The organism is Candidatus Zixiibacteriota bacterium (assembly GCA_040753875.1).
GTDB lineage: Bacteria > Zixibacteria > MSB-5A5 > GN15 > FEB-12 > DATKJY01.
Genome location: JBFMDV010000025.1, coordinates 18,111 through 35,925 on the forward strand (window position 1 = coordinate 18,111; position 17,815 = coordinate 35,925).

General features: G+C 56.2%; 15 protein-coding genes and 1 pseudogene. All 16 read left to right on the forward strand.

Annotated elements, in window-relative coordinates; all coding sequences use genetic code 11:
• Positions 1-59 precede the first annotated feature (59 nt).
• Positions 60-1,262: an acyl-CoA dehydrogenase family protein gene (locus AB1644_09100; protein ID MEW6051200.1), complete on the forward strand. Its 1,203-nt coding sequence runs from the start codon at positions 60-62 to the stop codon at positions 1,260-1,262.
• A gap of 698 nt (positions 1,263-1,960) precedes the next feature.
• Positions 1,961-2,161, forward strand: a complete 201-nt coding sequence (locus AB1644_09105; protein MEW6051201.1) for a hypothetical protein — start codon at positions 1,961-1,963, stop codon at positions 2,159-2,161.
• A gap of 142 nt (positions 2,162-2,303) precedes the next feature.
• Positions 2,304-2,867 (forward strand): redoxin domain-containing protein, encoded by a 564-nt coding sequence (locus AB1644_09110; protein ID MEW6051202.1) that lies wholly within the window; start codon positions 2,304-2,306, stop codon positions 2,865-2,867.
• 106 nt (positions 2,868-2,973) lie between these two features.
• Positions 2,974-5,292: a carbamoyltransferase HypF gene (gene hypF / locus AB1644_09115; GenBank protein MEW6051203.1), complete on the forward strand. Its 2,319-nt coding sequence runs from the start codon at positions 2,974-2,976 to the stop codon at positions 5,290-5,292.
• A 12-nt stretch (positions 5,293-5,304) separates the two neighbouring features.
• Positions 5,305-5,550, forward strand: coding sequence for a HypC/HybG/HupF family hydrogenase formation chaperone (locus AB1644_09120; GenBank protein ID MEW6051204.1), 246 nt, complete (start codon positions 5,305-5,307; stop codon positions 5,548-5,550).
• A gap of 15 nt (positions 5,551-5,565) precedes the next feature.
• Positions 5,566-6,672, forward strand: a complete 1,107-nt coding sequence (gene hypD / locus AB1644_09125; protein ID MEW6051205.1) for a hydrogenase formation protein HypD — start codon at positions 5,566-5,568, stop codon at positions 6,670-6,672.
• A gap of 107 nt (positions 6,673-6,779) precedes the next feature.
• On the forward strand, positions 6,780-7,313 hold the full coding sequence (locus AB1644_09130; GenBank protein MEW6051206.1) for a MarR family transcriptional regulator: 534 nt from the start codon (positions 6,780-6,782) through the stop codon (positions 7,311-7,313).
• A gap of 9 nt (positions 7,314-7,322) precedes the next feature.
• Positions 7,323-7,784 (forward strand): hypothetical protein, encoded by a 462-nt coding sequence (locus tag AB1644_09135; protein MEW6051207.1) that lies wholly within the window; start codon positions 7,323-7,325, stop codon positions 7,782-7,784.
• Complete coding sequence (locus AB1644_09140) at positions 7,781-8,710, forward strand: S41 family peptidase (protein ID MEW6051208.1); 930 nt, start codon at positions 7,781-7,783, stop codon at positions 8,708-8,710. Before AB1644_09135 ends, AB1644_09140 begins: the two co-directional genes overlap by 4 nt.
• 146 nt (positions 8,711-8,856) lie before the next feature.
• Positions 8,857-9,153: pseudogene (locus AB1644_09145) on the forward strand (PAAR domain-containing protein).
• Between the two features lie 786 nt (positions 9,154-9,939).
• Positions 9,940-13,221, forward strand: coding sequence for an OmpA family protein (locus AB1644_09150; protein MEW6051209.1), 3,282 nt, complete (start codon positions 9,940-9,942; stop codon positions 13,219-13,221).
• 131 nt (positions 13,222-13,352) lie between these two features.
• Positions 13,353-14,441: a hypothetical protein gene (locus AB1644_09155; protein MEW6051210.1), complete on the forward strand. Its 1,089-nt coding sequence runs from the start codon at positions 13,353-13,355 to the stop codon at positions 14,439-14,441.
• 11 nt (positions 14,442-14,452) lie between these two features.
• The gene (locus AB1644_09160; protein MEW6051211.1) at positions 14,453-14,884 is read left to right on the forward strand and encodes a DcrB-related protein; all 432 of its coding nucleotides are present in this window, start codon (positions 14,453-14,455) and stop codon (positions 14,882-14,884) included.
• A gap of 16 nt (positions 14,885-14,900) precedes the next feature.
• Entirely contained in the window at positions 14,901-15,794 is an 894-nt protein-coding gene (locus tag AB1644_09165; protein ID MEW6051212.1) for a hypothetical protein, read from the forward strand.
• Positions 15,791-16,975, forward strand: coding sequence for a hypothetical protein (locus AB1644_09170; protein ID MEW6051213.1), 1,185 nt, complete (start codon positions 15,791-15,793; stop codon positions 16,973-16,975). The genes AB1644_09165 and AB1644_09170 overlap by 4 nt, the downstream gene beginning before the upstream one ends.
• A 51-nt stretch (positions 16,976-17,026) precedes the next feature.
• The gene (locus AB1644_09175) at positions 17,027-17,701 is read left to right on the forward strand and encodes a hypothetical protein (protein MEW6051214.1); all 675 of its coding nucleotides are present in this window, start codon (positions 17,027-17,029) and stop codon (positions 17,699-17,701) included.
• Positions 17,702-17,815: the final 114 nt, after the last annotated feature.

Sequence of the window (17,815 nt, forward strand, 5' to 3'; positions counted from 1 at the left end):
ACTGTCCGAGGTCGGTATATATGCAATCAACGACGAATGATGAAGGAGAATATAGACTCATGATAGACTTTTCCTTTACGGACAACCAGCTCGCCGTACGTGATATGGCGCGCGATGTGGCCGGCCGGGTGATACTCCCGAAAATCCAGGAATACGACCGCTCGCAGAAGCTGAATCCCGATCTTCTTCCGGCCCTGGCCGAGGCGAACCTGCTTGGGTTCTGCATTCCGGAGCAATATGGCGGGCTGGGGATGGACTATATTTCGCTGGGGCTGGCTTCAGAGGAACTGGAATACGGCGATACCTCGGCGCGCGTCATCCTGTCCGTACATATTGGCTTGTTCTCCTTACCTGTCCTGACGTGGGCCAACAAATCGCAGAAACAGAAGTATTTGGTCCCGGCTGCCAAAGGAGAGAAGATAGCCACATTCGGTTTGACCGAACCGGCTGCCGGAAGCGACGTGGTAGGAATTCAGACGACCGCGGTCAAAAAGGGGGACAAGTATATTCTGAACGGTGAGAAGATGTGGATTTCGCTGGCCGATGTGGCGGACTATTTTCTAATCTTCGCCTGGACCGATCTGGACAAGAAGAAAAAGCGGGACCACACCGGTATGTCCGCATTCATTGTCGAGCGTCAATGGCCGGGCCTGACCACCGGTACCATTCACGGCAAGCTTGGCGTGCGTGCCGGCAACACCGGGTGGATTTCGATGCAGGACGTGGCAGTACCGGCCGAAAATCTGGTGCACAAAGAAGGGGCCGGATTCAAGATCGCGATGTTTTGCCTTGATCAGGGGAGGTATACGGTGGCAGCGGGATCTTGCGGGCTTATAAAGGCATGCCGCGATGCCTGCGTTAAATACTCATTCGAGCGGAGAACTTTCGAACATCAAATCGCCGAGCACCAGTTGGTCAAGCAGATGATCGCCAACATGGAGGCCGCGTACGAATACAGCAGCTATCTTTGGATGAAAGCCGGCTGGCTGAAGAATCAGGGGCAGCGTGCGACCCGCGCCACCTCACTCGCCAAGTGGATCGCCTGCCGTGAGGCCGAAGCCAGCGCCGCCAACGCTGTGCAAGTGTTCGGGGCGTATGGCTTCTCTGATGAATATCCGGTCGAGCGGTTCTATCGCAATTCCAAGGGGGCTTCTATTTATGAGGGAACCCGCGAGATTCACACCCTGATGCAGGCGGACTATGCGCTCGGATTCCGCAAAGACGAGCCAACGGAGAAAGATTTGCCGGAAGTCAGTCAATGAATTGAGTCACGCGCCGGGCCGTCTTCGCCTCCGACGAATCTGGCCCGACGCCGACCCGGTGTGACGGGCATCCCCTCTCTTTGGCGCCCATCAAAACCCGTTAACCTTCAAAAAATACCCCCGGCGGTCTCGCGAGAGCGCCACCGGGGATCTAGACCCTCTACCGCGCAAGATGAGGGTACGTAAATGGCCCCCGTTTTCGACATGAATTAGGCCGAGGATGAGTTTGATACTTGTCCTCGATAGCACCTCTACTGAAAGTTGGCCATCTTCACGTCGTTTTTCTCTCTACTGTCCTAACAGTTAGTCAAATTGCCTGCCAAATCGCATTCGCAGTGCGAAGTTGTAACGTCTTGTGCCACAACGGGGAATTAATGCCCGGCGAGAACCTGGCCGCAGCCTGGGTGTGAGTTACTCAATTCGGCCACACTGCTCACGGGTAGGATCTACCCGACCGTCGGCTCGCACTGCCCAAATCGGTCGCATCACGCAGCCGCATAACAGCTTTGCAGCCTCGCGTTCGGGCCAAGGCTCTTTTAGAACCTCGTTGCCGCACATGTGGTTCTCGCACCTATTGCTCGACCCATCGCCCTGTTGTGCGAAATCGACTGATGATGTGACAATCAAGCGCCAGATAATTGTTGACATTATTCATCCATGAAGGTGATTTTTACCCAAGACGCGAAAGGAGGTGACGTATGAAAAAAGCGTTTGTCGCTCTCGCAGTGATCTTTGCGATGGCGTTCGTGATCGGCTCGACCGCTCCGACAGCCAGCGCTGCCAGCTGCTATTACACGTGTAGCTGCTCTGGGACTCCGCTCTATTGTTGTGTTGCCAATGGTGTGACGACCTGCAAATTCACCAGCAAGTTCCAGTGCCCGCAGATCTACAATTGCTGACAACGTTACATTAGTTCACCGGCGACCGGTCGATGAGCCGATTGAACCTGGCGGGAGCGGAGTCCACCTTCCTCCCGCTTTTTGTTGCCCGGCGAACCAGATTTCCTTACGCATGGTTTGCAGAAAGTGGAGAGACCAGCCAATGCCCGATTCGAAGTCGATAGCCAAGAATGTCATAACGCTCCTGTTGGTGCTGATTGTTGCTTTTGCCGGCGTGTATCTCGGCATGCGATTCCGTGAGCGGCAGAGTTCGCCGCCCGTGATGGAGCAGCAGTTCATTACCAAGCTCACCGTCAGTACCCCATTTCCCGACGTTGCCGTACTGAGCGAGGATGGCGTGACTAACAGCACGGGACAACTGCTCGGCGGCAAGCCAGCCGTCGTCTTGTTTTTGGAATTCGGCTGCCCTCCGTGCAAGGTCATGACGGCCAAGTGGGAACAGGCCCGGACCGACGAAAAACTCGCCGAACTGAACCTCTTCGGCCTCACCTTCAGTCCGCAGCATGAGATCCGCAAGTATCGGCTCGACAACAAGCTCACTTTCCCCGTCTATGCCGACACGGGCAACGTCTTCATGGACAGGTTCGAAGTTACGAATTATCCGTACATGGTGGCGATCAATCGAACGGGTGCTATTGTCTCACATAGCTTTGACGCCAATGAGGAGATCGATGCCGACGAGTTGATGCGGCTCCTTGAGAAATAACCATTTACCACTCCCTCCTTCGGCTGGGCCGGACATTCGCCGACACAATTGGGTTCCTGCCTGCAAATATGTTATATTTGGACATGCAATGGTGTCCGGATAGAACATGACCAGCGTGAGTTCCACGACAGGCCGCCTGAGGCGACGTCTCAGCGTCCAGGGGATTGTGCAGGGGGTCGGGTTTCGCCCGTTTGTCTACAGGCTCGCCAACGAGCTGCAACTTGCTGGATTTGTTCAAAATGACAGCAGCGGTGTTACCATCGAGATCGAAGGGCATCCTGAGGTGCTTGACCGGTTCGTCGGTCGGCTGCGATCGGATTCTCCCCCTCTGAGCCGCCTCACCGGTCTGTCGGTCGAACATATCAGCGCCGACGGCGGAACAACGTTCGCCATCATCGGCAGCAAGGATGCACTATCGCCACAGACGATTATCCCTCCCGATATCGCCACCTGCGATGACTGTCTTCGCGAACTGTTCGACCCGACCGACCGCCGCTTTCACTACCCCCTCATCAACTGCACGAACTGCGGTCCGAGGTTTACGATTGTCGAAGGTGTCCCCTATGACCGGCCGTCTACGTCGATGAAAATATTCCCCATGTGTCCCGCGTGCGCAGCGGAGTACCACGAGCCGACAAATCGAAGATTCCACACCCAGCCGAACGCCTGCCCAGCGTGCGGCCCAAGTCTGACGCTCATGGATGGCAGCGGTAACGCGATACCCGGTGATCCGATCGACGAAACCGTGCGACTGCTCCGGGCAGGCAAGATACTCGCCGTCCGGGGGGTAGGCGGATTCCACTTGGCGTGCGACCCAACGAACGATACTGCGGTCTCTGAACTTCGGCGCCGAAAAGGGCGCGCCGAAAAGCCGTTCGCTCTGATGGCCCCGTCGCTGGACAGCGTGCGGAAGTTCTGCGACGTATCGACCGACGAATCCACTCTGCTGTGCGACTACCGACGACCAATCGTGTTGCTCCGTGCCAAAACCGGCCACAAGCTCTCCGGGCTTGCTGCACCAGGCAATCCGTTTCTCGGCTTCATGCTGGCCTACAGCCCGCTCCATCACCTTCTCTTGAGGGGCAACTTCGACGCCCTGATCATGACGAGCGGAAACTTCGCCGAGGAGCCGATAGCCATTGGCTGTGAAGAGGCGCTTGAACGGCTCGCGCCCCTTGCGGACTATTTCTTGCTTCACGATCGTGAAATCCTGCAGCGGTGCGATGATTCGATCATGCGCATAGCCTCAGGCTCTCCACGTCTTATCAGACGCGCCCGGGGATTCGTCCCTGAACCGGTGTTTCTCAAGAGCGATCTTCACCGGCCTACTCTGGCGGTTGGCGGGGAATTGAAGAATACGGTGGCGCTCGGACGAAATGATGTCGTTTTTCTCAGCCAGCATATTGGCGACCTCGACAACCCGTCGGCATTGGGATTTTTCGAACATTGCATGGCCCATCTCAAGTCGATACTCGGGATCACTCCTGAGCTGATTGCGTGTGACCTGCATCCGGAGTATCTCTCGACAAAATGGGCTGCAAAACAGGGGCTGAAGTGTGTGCAGGTTCAGCATCATCACGCACATCTTGTTTCGGTGATGGCGGAGAACGGTGTGAGCGAGCGCACCATTGGGATCATTCTCGATGGCACCGGCTATGGCACCGATGGCACCATATGGGGCGGAGAGGTTCTTGTCGGAGACGCGGCCGACTTTGAGCGGTTTGCCTGGCTGGCGCCCGTGCCGATGCCGGGCAGAACGGCAGCGATTCGTCAGCCATGGCGGATGGCGCTGGCTTACCTGCAGTATGCGTATGGCGACGATTTCCGTGCCCTCGATGTTCCGCTCCTGAACGAGATTCCCGCTACTCATAGAGATACCGTGCTGCAGGCGATCACTCGTCACATAAACTCCCCCCTCACGTCGAGCTGCGGACGTTTGTTTGATGGCATTGCGGCAATTCTGGGGACTCGCAATGAAGTGACCTTCGAGGCGCAGGCTGCAATGGAATTGGAGTTCCTCGCGCACGAGTCGAAATCGGCTATGCCGGGGAATATGCCGGTGTTGGTTACCGCACGCGGTCCACTCGACTTCCGGCATCTGATACGTACAGTAGTCGAGGGCATTGCGCGTGACGTCCACCGACGCGACCTGGCCCATGCGTTTCACGTTGGTCTTGTCGAGTTGTTCCTAAAAGCTGCAACGGCCGCCCGCCAGGAAACCGACATCAAACGCGTGGCGCTCAGTGGCGGTGTGTATCAGAACCTGTTATTCTTTGAAGAAATGGTCCGCCGACTGCGAGAGGAGCAGTTCGAAATCCTGACCCACGTGCAGGTGCCAACCAACGACGGCGGCCTTGCCTTGGGCCAGATCGTGGCGGCGAATGCGATGGCCTCCAGGGGATCGCTTGGTAAAAAGTCCATTTGAGGTGATGAACAGATGTGCCTGGCCATACCCGGAAAACTGATCGAGACGTTTGAGCAAAACGGCCTTCGCATGGGGAAGGTTGACTATGGCGGGACGGTCAATACAGCCTGTATCGAATATGTCCCGGAAGCGGTCGTGGGGCAGTATGTGATTGTCCACGCCGGATTCGCCATTACTGTCATCGATGAAAACGAGGCTCAGAAAACCCTGGCCTTATGGGACGAGCTGGCTGAACACATGACCGATGAGAATTCGTAGCGCTGTGGACGTGTCATGAAACATCTCTCCGAGTACCGCGATCCCGGCCTGGTAAAGGCGCTACTATCACGAATAAATGCTGTGACCACCCGACCCTGGGTGATCATGGAGATCTGCGGCGGTCAGACGCACAGTATAGTCAAAAACGGGATCGACCGGATGTTGCCTCCGCAGATCGAGCTGGTTCATGGTCCAGGTTGCCCTGTTTGCGTAACGCCGTTGGAATTGATTGACAAGGCCATTGCGATTGCATCGTTCCCAAACGTGATCTTCACCTCATTTGGCGACATGCTGCGCGTGCCGGGTTCGAAGAAAGACCTGTTTATGGTGCGCGCTGCGGGGGGCGACGTGCGAATCGTGTACTCACCATTGGATGCCCTGGCTCTGGCCCGCCAATTCCCCGATAAGCAGGTGGTGTTTTTCGCGGTCGGCTTTGAGACTACCACACCGAACACTGCGATGACAGTCAAACAGGCGATGCGGGAGGGTATGAATAACTTCTCGTTACTGGTATCTCATGTTCTGGTGCCGCCGGCGATGACGGCACTGCTGGATTCACCCTTGAACCGCGTCAACGCCTACCTGGCCGCCGGACATGTGTGCGCGGTGATGGGCTGGCAGCAGTACGAGCCGATCGCGGGAAAATACCATGTGCCGGTGGTTGTAACCGGTTTCGAACCGGTGGACCTGCTTAACGGAATTCTGTCTGCCGTCACGCAATTGGAGCGCGGCGAGGCGAGAGTGGAGAATCAATATCCTCGGGTGGTCAGCCGCGAGGGAAACATGTCTGCGAAGAACGACGTGACCGAGGTGTTTGAGATCACCGACCGCGCCTGGCGGGGTATTGGCAATATCCCACGGAGCGGCCTCCGCCTTCGTGAGGAGTTCGCTTCATATGATGCCGAGAAGCGCTTTGCGGTCGATTCCATCACTGCGACTGAGTCGCCCGATTGTATCAGCGGGTTGGTGCTACAGGGATTGAAGAAACCGTTCGAATGCGCCGCGTTCGGCAATCGGTGCACGCCGCAGACTCCAATGGGCGCCACCATGGTATCATCGGAAGGGGCCTGTGCCGCATACTACGCCTATCATCGCGGCGATCTCAATCTCACAAGGCAATAGCGTTACTCCCTGCGCCATCTAAAGAAACACTCCCAATCTCATAGCCCGAAAACAAGAGTTCGGCTCGACTGAAACATTTACGTAAGCACTTACGTAAATACATCCTGATGGATAAACTAAGGCCGGATCTCATCACGCAGCTTGGAAGTCTCGCGTTAGCCAGCCGACTCCGGCGGTTAAGCGATCGCCTTATGCGAGACGTGGCCAGAGTGTACGCCGAGCAGAAGGTCGCGTTCGAACCGAGGTGGTTCCCGCTGCTATATTTGCTCAAGCAGCAAACGACGGTGAGTGTCACCGATGCCGCCCGGGCGCTTGGACTCACCCACCCGGCCATCAACCAGATTGCCGGTGCCATGATTAAGGCGGGGCTCGTCAGTGGCAACAGGGACCGCTCCGATGAACGCCGCCGACTGCTTAAGCTCACGCCCAGAGGCAAGGACACCTATGCGACCTTGACCCCCATCTGGCGGCAAATCGAGACTGCGAATAGCGAATTGTTGTCCGAGACAGGCCATGACCTGCTGGCTATCCTTACTTCAGTCGAATCGCTCCTTGACGCAAAAGACATGTACGCGCGCATCACCCATCGGCTGGACGGCAAACCGCATATTCAAAAGACAGTAATAGCGAAACGCAAATAGGAGATTCCCATGTTCAGGTGGTATCAAGGGTCGTTGTCGACAACAGTCTCCCGGACGATTCTCCGGGCGACAGCCCGTGTGCTTGTCGTTATCGCAGTCACGTGCTTGACCTGTGCGTCCGCGCGGGCGCAGTCCGGGCCGGCCGTGCCGGATGAGACAATCGATGGCGCCCGTCGAGCAGCCATCATCGACAGCCTCTCGGCCTCACTCAACAAGTTTTACGTTTTCCCCGACAAGGCGAAGAACATGGAATCCGCCCTTAGGAAAAAATTCAAGAGCGGCGGCTATGACAGCGTCACCAGCGCGCGGCAGTTCGGTGAAATGCTCACCAAAGACCTGCGCGAAATCTGCCACGACCGGCATCTGAGCGTCCGATTCTTTCCTGAGGACCAAATGGTAATCGATACCATGACCGACCAGCAGCGTCAGGAAATGCTCGCCGACATGCGTCGCCGAAATTTGGCTTCGTGAAACTCGAACGACTACCCGGGAATATCGGTTACCTGGATTTGAGACAATTCGTCGGCGCGGAGTTCGCCGGCCAGACCGCGGTCAATGCGATGGGATTCCTGGCCAATACCGATGCCATCATATTCGACCTCCGCCAAAACGGAGGTGGGGACCCATCCATGATCCAGCTGCTGACCAGCTACCTGCTCAAAGAACCGACCCATCTGAATAGCTTCTACATCCGACAGACCGACTCCATCGCCCAATTCTGGTCTGCTGCCTGGGTGCCAGGGCAGCGGTTGGAGAAGGCCGATGTGTACGTCCTGACCAGCAGTTTCACGTTTTCGGGCGCCGAAGAATTCACGTATAATCTCAAGAATCTGAAACGGGCCACGATCATCGGCGAGACCACCGGCGGCGGGGCGCACCCGGTTGAGGAGCACTTTTTCCCATCACTTCATTTTGGCGCGCGCATTCCGTTCGGGCGGGCCATCAATCCAATTTCCGGCACTAATTGGGAAGGGACCGGCGTAAAACCAGACATCGAGATTCCGGCCGATAAGGCCCTCGTAGTCGCCCAGCAGACAGCACTGAAGAAGCTTCTGGAAAAGGCCTCTTCTGAAGATCAAAAGCGTGAGATGGCCTGGACCCTCGAAGGGCTTGAGGCGTCATTGAATCCCGTGACAATGCTATCAACGGTTCTACAATCCTACACCGGCACATACGGCGAACGTACGATTACTCTTGAGGAAGGGCGTCTCTACTACCAACGTGAAGGACGTCCGAGATTTCAACTAATGCCGATGGCCAAAGACCTCTTTCAACTTCACGGGATGGACAACTTCCGACTCAAGATTCTCAGGGACGCATCCGGGACCGTGACCGGGCTTGAGGGGCGTTATGCGGACGGCTTTACGGACCAATCCCCTAAGGGGCCGAAACCGTAATAACATCGTCGCAGCCTACTATCTGTTTGTCCGGTCGGCAGTTCAATCGCACACCGCCGGCGGGACTTTTTCATTGACTTTCAGCGTCTACCATCGTTCTGTATTGCAAGGATTAACGCACAACTGCATCATACCAAGACGAGACCATGGCCGGCAAACCAGCAGCCCGATTAGGTGACCCTACCACACATGGTGGAACTATTGTCGTGGGTGCTCCCACGGTCCTGATAGGCGGAATGCCGGCAGCACGCGTCAATGATATGCACGTGTGTCCTATGGTGAATCCCGGTGTTCCACCGCCACCGCATGTCGGTGGACCTATTCTCATGGGCGCCATGACGGTCATGATCTGCGGCCAACCGGCCGCTCGGCAAGGAGATATGTGCCAGTGCTCCGGACCGCCGGACAGTATTGCTATGGGGTGCCCCACCGTGCTGATAGGTGACGGCGGCGGTGGCGGCGGGGGAGCCGGCAGTGGCAGCGGGAAAGCATCGTCGGCCCCCAAGGCCAAGAGCGGCACGGTCGAGGAAGGGCATTTCCTCGATGTTACGTTCGTCGACAAGGCGGGCCTTCCGGTCGGTGGTGTCGAGTATGTCATCAAGGGGCCTGACGGCACAAGTTCGTCAGGGACTCTGGCCGGGCGTATTCGCAAAGGGGGCGTCGAAAAGGGGAACTACGAAATCGCGCTCAAGGGAATCAGTAAGGCCGAGTGGTCAGTGAAGTCGGCCCGAGTAGGCGACAAAGTGCAACTGAAAGCCGAGTGCGCCGGAATTCCCTCCGGCGAGAAAGCCGTTTTCGACATCTTTGTTAAGGAATCGCGTTTCGCGCACAAGCTGCTGACGTCACTCGAATCGAGCGTGCAGGGGGATAAGATCGAAGCGGAGTGGGAACTGGTCATCGATGACCAGTTCATCAAGATTCAACAAGAGAAGAAACAGACGGGCGGGTATTCGTCGCCATCGTATTATTTCATCGTGAAAGCAGCCAACGCGGCGCGACGCTCCGATGTTCTCGAATACAAGGACTGGATAGAGGTGTCATATAAGGACGCCGATGGCAAGCCGCTGGCCAACAAGGAATATCAGGTGTTCCTGCCGAACGGCGAGGTGCGCAAGGGGAAACTCGACGGCAACGGATATGCCAAGATTGAGAACTTGCCCCCCGGACTGGTGCAGGTCAAAGTAGACCCTCGAAAATAGTCTCGCAAGGCGCCACCTTCGAGAAACGCTATGGCCGATCCAACCGAAACCAAAGTAGCCTTTCGCGAACTGCTCGCCACTTTCAGCCCCGTTTCTCATCGGAAATGGGAAGTCGCGCTCAAGAAAATCAACGTCCACATCCTGGAGATGGAGGACGCGCTGTTTCATCACAACAGCGCCGTGATGATGCCCGAGAATCCGGAGGGGAAATCATCTGCTGAGGGAGGGGGGGCGGATCAGTCGCAGGCCAAGGTAAGCGGCGTCAAGGCACTGGCGCTGGTGTTCAAGCAATTCGAGTTCAATCCTAAGCAGAAGATCGTCCTGGCTGGTCACACCGATACGTCCGGCGATGCAAAATACAATTTCGAATTGTCCGAGCTCCGTGCCCAGAACGTGTTATACCTGCTTATTGGCGAGCGGACCGAATGGGCCAAGGTATGCCACAAAAAGCAGAAGGTTGAAGACCACCAGCAGATATTGAAATGGACGTTTAAGACCCGCAAATGGCCGTGCAACCCGGGCGCGGTTGACAACTCCTGGGACACCGACACGGAGAAGGCGCTGTCCAATTTCGTGCAATACTACAACACCGAATTCGCCGACAAGAAAGGAACACCCCGGCTGGCCGATGACACCGTGAAGAAGGTCAAATCCGACGGACAGAAGCGCTGGCCGGTGGAACTGTGGGAAGCCGCCTACGATCTGTACAACGACGATCTGTGCGGCGTGCTGCAGGACAGCCCGGAGCAGTTGGACAAACGGCGCAAGGAGACGATCTTCTTTGTCGAGGATTCAAAACCGTACGTGGCGTGCGGGGAGTCGTTCCCCATCAAAGACAAAGAAAAATCCAACTATCGCTCGCAGGCCAATCGCCGGGTTGAGATCCTGTTTTTCGATGCCGACGAAGCGCCGGTCCTTAACTGCCCCAAAGACATTAGTGCGGTCCACAAAGAGAAGGATTGCCCGCTTTATCACGGTTATCATTTTATCCCGTTGTATATCGATCCAAGCGACCTGTATGCCGTAATGTACCATCTCAGTTTCAAATTCTACGACCGGATTGCGAACAAGCTGCGCGACGTTCCCGATGGGCTGACCATCGTCGCGATCGAGAACGGCACCGAGGAGATCCCGTGTGCGCGCGAGACAATCACAAAAGGGGAGTCAGTGGTATACGCGCTCAAACTGCAGTTCAAAACGCCGCTCAACGACCCGAATCGCAAAACGATACACTTCGAGTTCCGTACGGACAAGCAATGGGTCTTTACGGAAAATGCAGGGGCTTCGCCGAAACTGGTTACTGAAGACCCGACAAAAATCACAAAGCTCTCTTTTGAAACGCGACTGAAATACTACGACCTGCCGATACACTGGTCGTCACAGAACTACTGGACCCGGTTCGACGGCAACATGGCGACCGGCGAGCGGTTCGAGAAAGTGTTGAAGACCGACAAGAAGCTCAAGCCGTTCGGCACCAATGTCACCGCGCCCGACAAGCCGCTTCTTTTTTCGCTCGACGATATCGTGCTGGTAAATGGCGCCGGCAGTCAGATTTTATCGGACCGGGACAATACAGGCGCTGCAAAAGACCTCTCCGAACATTCACGGCTTTCCATGATTCATCCGGATGCAGCCGACAAATTCAAGCTGAAGGTGTTCAAGCCACGAGCCAACGCGGTCTATTGGAGCGATGTACCGTTTGCACAGAACCTCCTTACGGATACGCCGCCTCTCGCCTCACTGGTCGTGTTCTGCAACGGCTTCTATTTTGTCTCCGGGAAACGGACGACTGTGGATGCAACGTTCGACGCCACCAAGCACGTGCTGGGGGCCCGGGCGGCTATGCTGAACGATGCTGCCGCCGGTCTGGCTAAAGAGTTCCTTGGCTCTGGCGGCAGCGCGGATATCACCAATGATTATGTTGCCAAAGACTGCGGCCATTTCGACCTTGTCTACATGCATGGTCTGGCGGTCGATAGCAATAAGATCATCAGCGGGCTGCTTCTTTATTGGAACTGCCGTTTCAATGTGGACGTTGCGGCCGGCGGCCTGGCGGCGGACAAGACCAATTTCGAACAAAAGGGGATGGAGAATGCGATGGTGCGTCACACGGTCAAGGACTACCAGCTGGAGAAACTGGCCGGACCGCTGGACATGATCGTCAAGATCGGCGCATTATTCGAAGCCAAGCTGGACACGGTTGTCGGGGCGACACCGGTGACCCGCGGAGGTGCTCACAAGTGCATAGTCAGGCTGGTCAGTGACGCACAGGGAAGTTCCATGTCCATCAACACGGCCAAGTTTCGCCACAGCGGCTACGACGATGAAGCCAAACCATACGGAAGCGCACCCGGCGACCCGGATGATCCCCTCAACAATGTCGCCGATTATGACGGCAGCAAAACCAAGCGGCTGACTGTCGCCCATGAACTCGGGCACGCCTCGGGTCGCGACGATGAATATGTCGGGCGTTTGTCCGGCTTTCCCGGTCTGCCGGAGTACAGCCAGTATTATCCCGGCATGCCGTACTCAATCGATGAGTTGTCGCTCATGACCGGCAACCACGCGCTGCGCATGCGTCACTTCTGGGGTTTCGTCAACTGGCTGCATGATGAAGGAAAACCGGGGAAAACGCTGGTGCAGTTCTTGAACGGTACGACCTTCAAACTGATACACAAGGACCTGGCGTTCGACCTGACGAACAGCAAATATCGCAACATATACAAACCGGCGTTCAGCGCGCTCCCACATAACTTCGGCGGCTCCGCGACCAACGATCTGCTCCTGTACAAATTGGGCGACGACGAATTCGCCCGGCTGCTGACCGCCGGCCAGACCTATCGGGGGCTTCTGGTCGTTCGCACGAACGTGTGCGCAAAATTCGTCGACGGCGACGCGGTCGATCCGGCCAAGAAATGGTCGGCGGCGAGGAGGCGCCAGTGGCTGGGAGCGCTGGAACAAGATCTGCAGATTATGCTGGACAAGAAATATCGTCTCGAATGCACCAATGCGGCCAATGATTTCGCCAACGTGCATGTTCGATTTATGCCGCATTACGTTGTGACCGGGGGCGCTGCACCGGCCGGGACACATTTTACGGTGACCGTTACGCGGGATGGCTCCACAAATTTTGCGCCGGCAGGGAACGCGATCACGGTCGGAAGCAATGTTGATAACAAGAAGATCATTTGTTATTTTTTTGGAAAGACGTCCGGAACGGCCGATCTCACCTCCGCCGACCTGTCGCCGCTGGTTGACTGGATCAAACAACCGGCGGTTGCAAACGGACCGTTCGTCTTTCGAAATCAGTGAGCCACGGGCGTTATATGCGTACGAACATTCTGCGGCCATACGCGCTTTGGTTCACCGCAACCGCGTTGCTTCTTGGCGACACACCTGCAGCCATCGGGGCGGGGCGCCGAGGGCCAACCGAAGGAGCGAAGATGGAACAACCGACATATGCCACATATTGGGGCGGCTTCCGCCGAGCCTCCAGCTTATCTCATGCCGCCGCCCGCACAGGTGAACTCGCCTGGAAGCAGCCTCTTCCGGCTGCTGCAGCCGGACAGGTAAGACACCTGTTCATGTGGGATCAAAGCCTGGTCGTAGACGCGCCGTCGGAACTGCTGACATACTCGCTCGATGGCAAAATGGTCCTGCAGAAGTCCAAGGCATACGGCTCTTCACCGGTGGGCCGTGATGCTATCCTATACTACCAGGACCTCAACAATCGGCTGACGGCGATCAATCAGCGCGGCGAGACGTCGTTGACCAACGCCTATATCCCGGAATCGATGAGCAATGAGTTCCCGGTTACTCTGCTGGTCCCCCGCACTGATGATTTTGTGGCGGTCGTTCAATACCTCGGCGGGCCACACGGCCCGGCGCCACAGGTTTATGCCGAGGGGGTGAAATACGGCGACCGCGTCTCGATCTGGGAACATGAATTCGACGGCACCCAGGCACTGACCCCGCTCTTTATTCCTGAGATCGGGCAACTCGTGGTGTTTCCTGCTGATATCGTCCGGATAGATGCTCTGACCGGCAAACTAATAAGCCGCGTGCCTGTACCGGTTGAGAATCCGGTGACCGCCAGCGCTGATGCTGCCGGCCGACTCTACGTCACGGGATCTGTGAAAGGGCAGCCGATGATGATTGCGCTCGACCTCGAAGGCAAGGAACTCTGGCGGTGGGGCCTCCCTCTCTCGTTCGCTCGATGGAACGACACACAGCCGACGATCGTGGGCGATGACGCCACTGTCCTGGCGGTCACTTCAAACAGTATCTTTATCCGTAAGAATGAAAGCTTCACCTTGCTGTTCGAATCGAAGGATGCACCTGCTCGCTTTGCGGCCCGACTGGCCGACAGTTCGCTCTTGGTCTGTGCAGGAGCTTCGCTCTACCATATTGCCGCGTCGGGCGAAATCGTATACCAGTTCGATACCCAGGACATCATTACCGCGGCGCCTGTCGTGGCATCCAATGGAACGGTGTTCATCGCCACCCGAACCGAACTGCTGAGCATTCGTTGACGCGGTGAGTTATGAAAACAGTCCCCTATTCGTTCAGTCTCGCCCTCCCCGACGGTTGGGAGGACCGCACAATATACAGTTTCGTCGGTCCGGATGACGGCGACCTTCAACATATCATCACCCTCACTATCGATGACTCCCCCGTGTCCGATGCGGTGGCCGAGTTCGCCCGCGATCGGATCGCGGCCACGATGGCATCGCTGCAGGCTGCGGAGAAGGTCAAAGATGATGCGATACAGCTCCCTGGCGGTCGTGAGGCATGGGAATTGGTCTACAAATGGGTTCCTGCCGACAATACACCCCGCTTTGGCAAATGCCTGTATCTGCTTATCGATGGAGTCGGCTATGTTTTCACAGGAACGTTCACCAAAAAGACGATCAAGACCATCGCCCTGGAAATGGATCAGATGGCCGCTGCCTTGACACCGCCGCCAAAGAAGTAAGAGAACTATCACTGTTATGGGCCTCAAATTCGATAAATCGACCGACACCGCGCACAAGGTCAAACTGGAATCGCAGTTAGTCGATGCAAGCTGGCTCGGCGGCGTGGCGTATGCAGGGCAGAAGGCCGCATTTCGTGTCCAGACCGCGTTTGTCGGCAGCGGCGCATCCATTCAAATGACCGGCAAATCCGAGAAAGGCAAGAAACTCGGCAAGGTCAAAGACACAATTGTAAGCAATTCCTACATCGGTTCATTTGATATCCCGGCCGACCTTGAGCCCGGCGACAAAGTGTATTTCGAAGTCGAGTTGTCTAAGCATGGACTCAAGGGTGAATCTGACCTCATCCCGGTCCGCCCCTGTGTAACGATCACCAACATGAAATGGAGCGCCAACGAGGCACGACGCGGAGACGTTCTGACGCTATCTGCGGATATTCGCGGCGTTGTCGATGACACCGAGGCAAAAGTCACCGTATACGAGTACGATCGCGACAGCATTCACGACAAGATCGCCGAGTTGAAAGGGGTAGTGAAAAGCCACCAGCTTAGGCTTGACTGGGCGTATCAGTATTTTGAGGATACCGATGAGATTCCGACCGAACAAGAGCTACAGAAGTACGGCCGAGGCTATAACCCACCTGAGTATTTCTTTACAATTACGGTGGGGGACGAAGAGTTCGGAAAGAAACAGGAATCAGGTTTGCTCGAATTCAAGGACTTTCTGGAAATCCGACTGGTTGACAAGGACGGCAAGCCAAAAAAGGACGAACCATTCACGGTGACGCTTCCCGACGGTACGACTAAGGACGGCCAGTTGGACGCCAGAGGGTACGCGCGTCTCGATGATGTTCCGCCTGGCCGGTGCACGATCAAGTTCAAGAACGTCAAGGGAGTGCAGCAGATCGGATGAGCGGCGGCGACTCGATCACTACCGGTGCACCAGCGTTATTACTGGACGCATACGAAGAGCGGCACACCGTGTACGCTCAGGGATGTGATTTTCATGAGAGCGATGTTCGTGCCCGTGGCGGCAACTACGACCGATGGGCTTCCACTCTCGAAGCCAACCCGACGAACGCGACCTACCAGAGCATCCGTGCCGAGATTCAGACCGCAACCGCGACTCCACTGCCGGATGCAGCGGACGAACCGTACATTCGATGGCTGATCAGGCAGTTCCGAGATGCCATGGGGACGCTGTTTCATGATTACCTTCGGGAACACCTCCGCGATGTGCCCGGCAACGAGTCCAACGAGTATATCGTCAATTCGGAGACATCATCGGAATACACCAACGACGTCCAGCGCGTCCATTTCACGATCGAGATCGTGTACTCAAAGCAGGCCCTTAAACAGGCCCTCGAGCGCGAGGATACACAGGTTATCTATGGCGGTCACTCCCGCTACGGACGAGGGAGCGCCTTTCATCAATACAGTGGCGCCGTCCCGGTCACGGGCGAGCACTGGGAATGCGGTACCGGGCCGGACAACGGCATCTATCGGCTCGCGTACCCGTTTGTGCCGGTCTCATTCCACGATATTGAAACGCATCAATATGAGTGCTACCCCGTCGCGGTTGAGGATGGCCTTCCGGCGACGAGAGATCGGCATCCTGATGCTCGACGGTCGCTTTCCCGCGTATCCCTTCCAGGTGATGCCGTCGGGTATGTCGCGCCATACTACGAGTCTCCGAGTCAACAGTACTACGGATGCCGCATACTCGGAGAACAGCACGTGCTCATGTACGCCAACTGGACCGAAAGCCTGGGCGCCCCCTACGATATCGGCGCAACTGATATGCGCTGCCGGTGCTTCTGTCACTTCGGATGCAGCTCCCGTCTCCACTTCCGGGAGATTGTACGCGGGGCCGGATATAAGAACTGGGGACGCGACAATCCGCCGACTACGCGATTCGCCTATTTCACGACTGCCGAAGCCTACCCCATGGAGACCACGGCTTATTGGATGCACCGATGGCTGACCTACAACCGTCAGAATAACCATCAGTCCTGGTGGAACAGCCTGGAATCTGCCAAGCGAACGGCCAATCGTGATTTGGCGGGAAGGCGATATGGGTATCGAGTTTATTGACTTCACTCAGCCCGCCGACATGCATCGACCTGACTAGGATTTGATTTTATTATGAAAGCACGGACTGCAGGGCTTGGGTACGGGTTGGCACTCGCATCAGCTTTGCTTGCCGTTCTCACCGGCTGTTCAGAACGGGACAGAGGAGGTAACCAGATGCCATACAAAGGAATTTCTCAGACAATCCAGGAAGCCAAAGGGCCGGACGATCCCGCTTTGGACTCTCTTGCGACAAGTATTGTCGAAAGGTCGCTTAAGGACCCATCGGAAGTGGTGCAACTGGCTCATGTCGATGCCGTCGGTACCAGGCAGAAAGCCTCGACTGTCTTGCTACGACTTGGGGTGTTGGGACTTCCATCGCTGCTCGATGCACTCGCCACGCAAAAGCCGGATGATTACGTCTGGGACATGCAGACAGCGGTAACCAGCCATTTAGAAATGCAGGTAAGATTGGCCAAGCTGCTGGAAGAGATGCTCAAAGACACCCGACCGCAGACTCCTCCCAATCCGTTCGCGTTCCCCGATGAGAAGCCGGCTCCCCGGCGGGTGTGCGATGATGCCTACCTGCTCATGCGGCAGTTACTTTCACTTGACGAAACAGACGACGAACGCTTCATGAACGAAAACGCGTTTCTCAAAATGGACGAGTCCGAAAAGGACGCAGAGATTAAACGATTGCTGAAGTCGAATCGCTGGATTAATCTAATGGAGAGCGAGACGAGCCAGTAGAAAGTCCTTCCAAGAATGGCGAATGTAAGGGGCTAAAAGCATAAAAGACTTGACTTTCGATAGGGCGATGAGTACAATCTATACCCCGACGTGAAGATTAGCGAGCATCGGTAT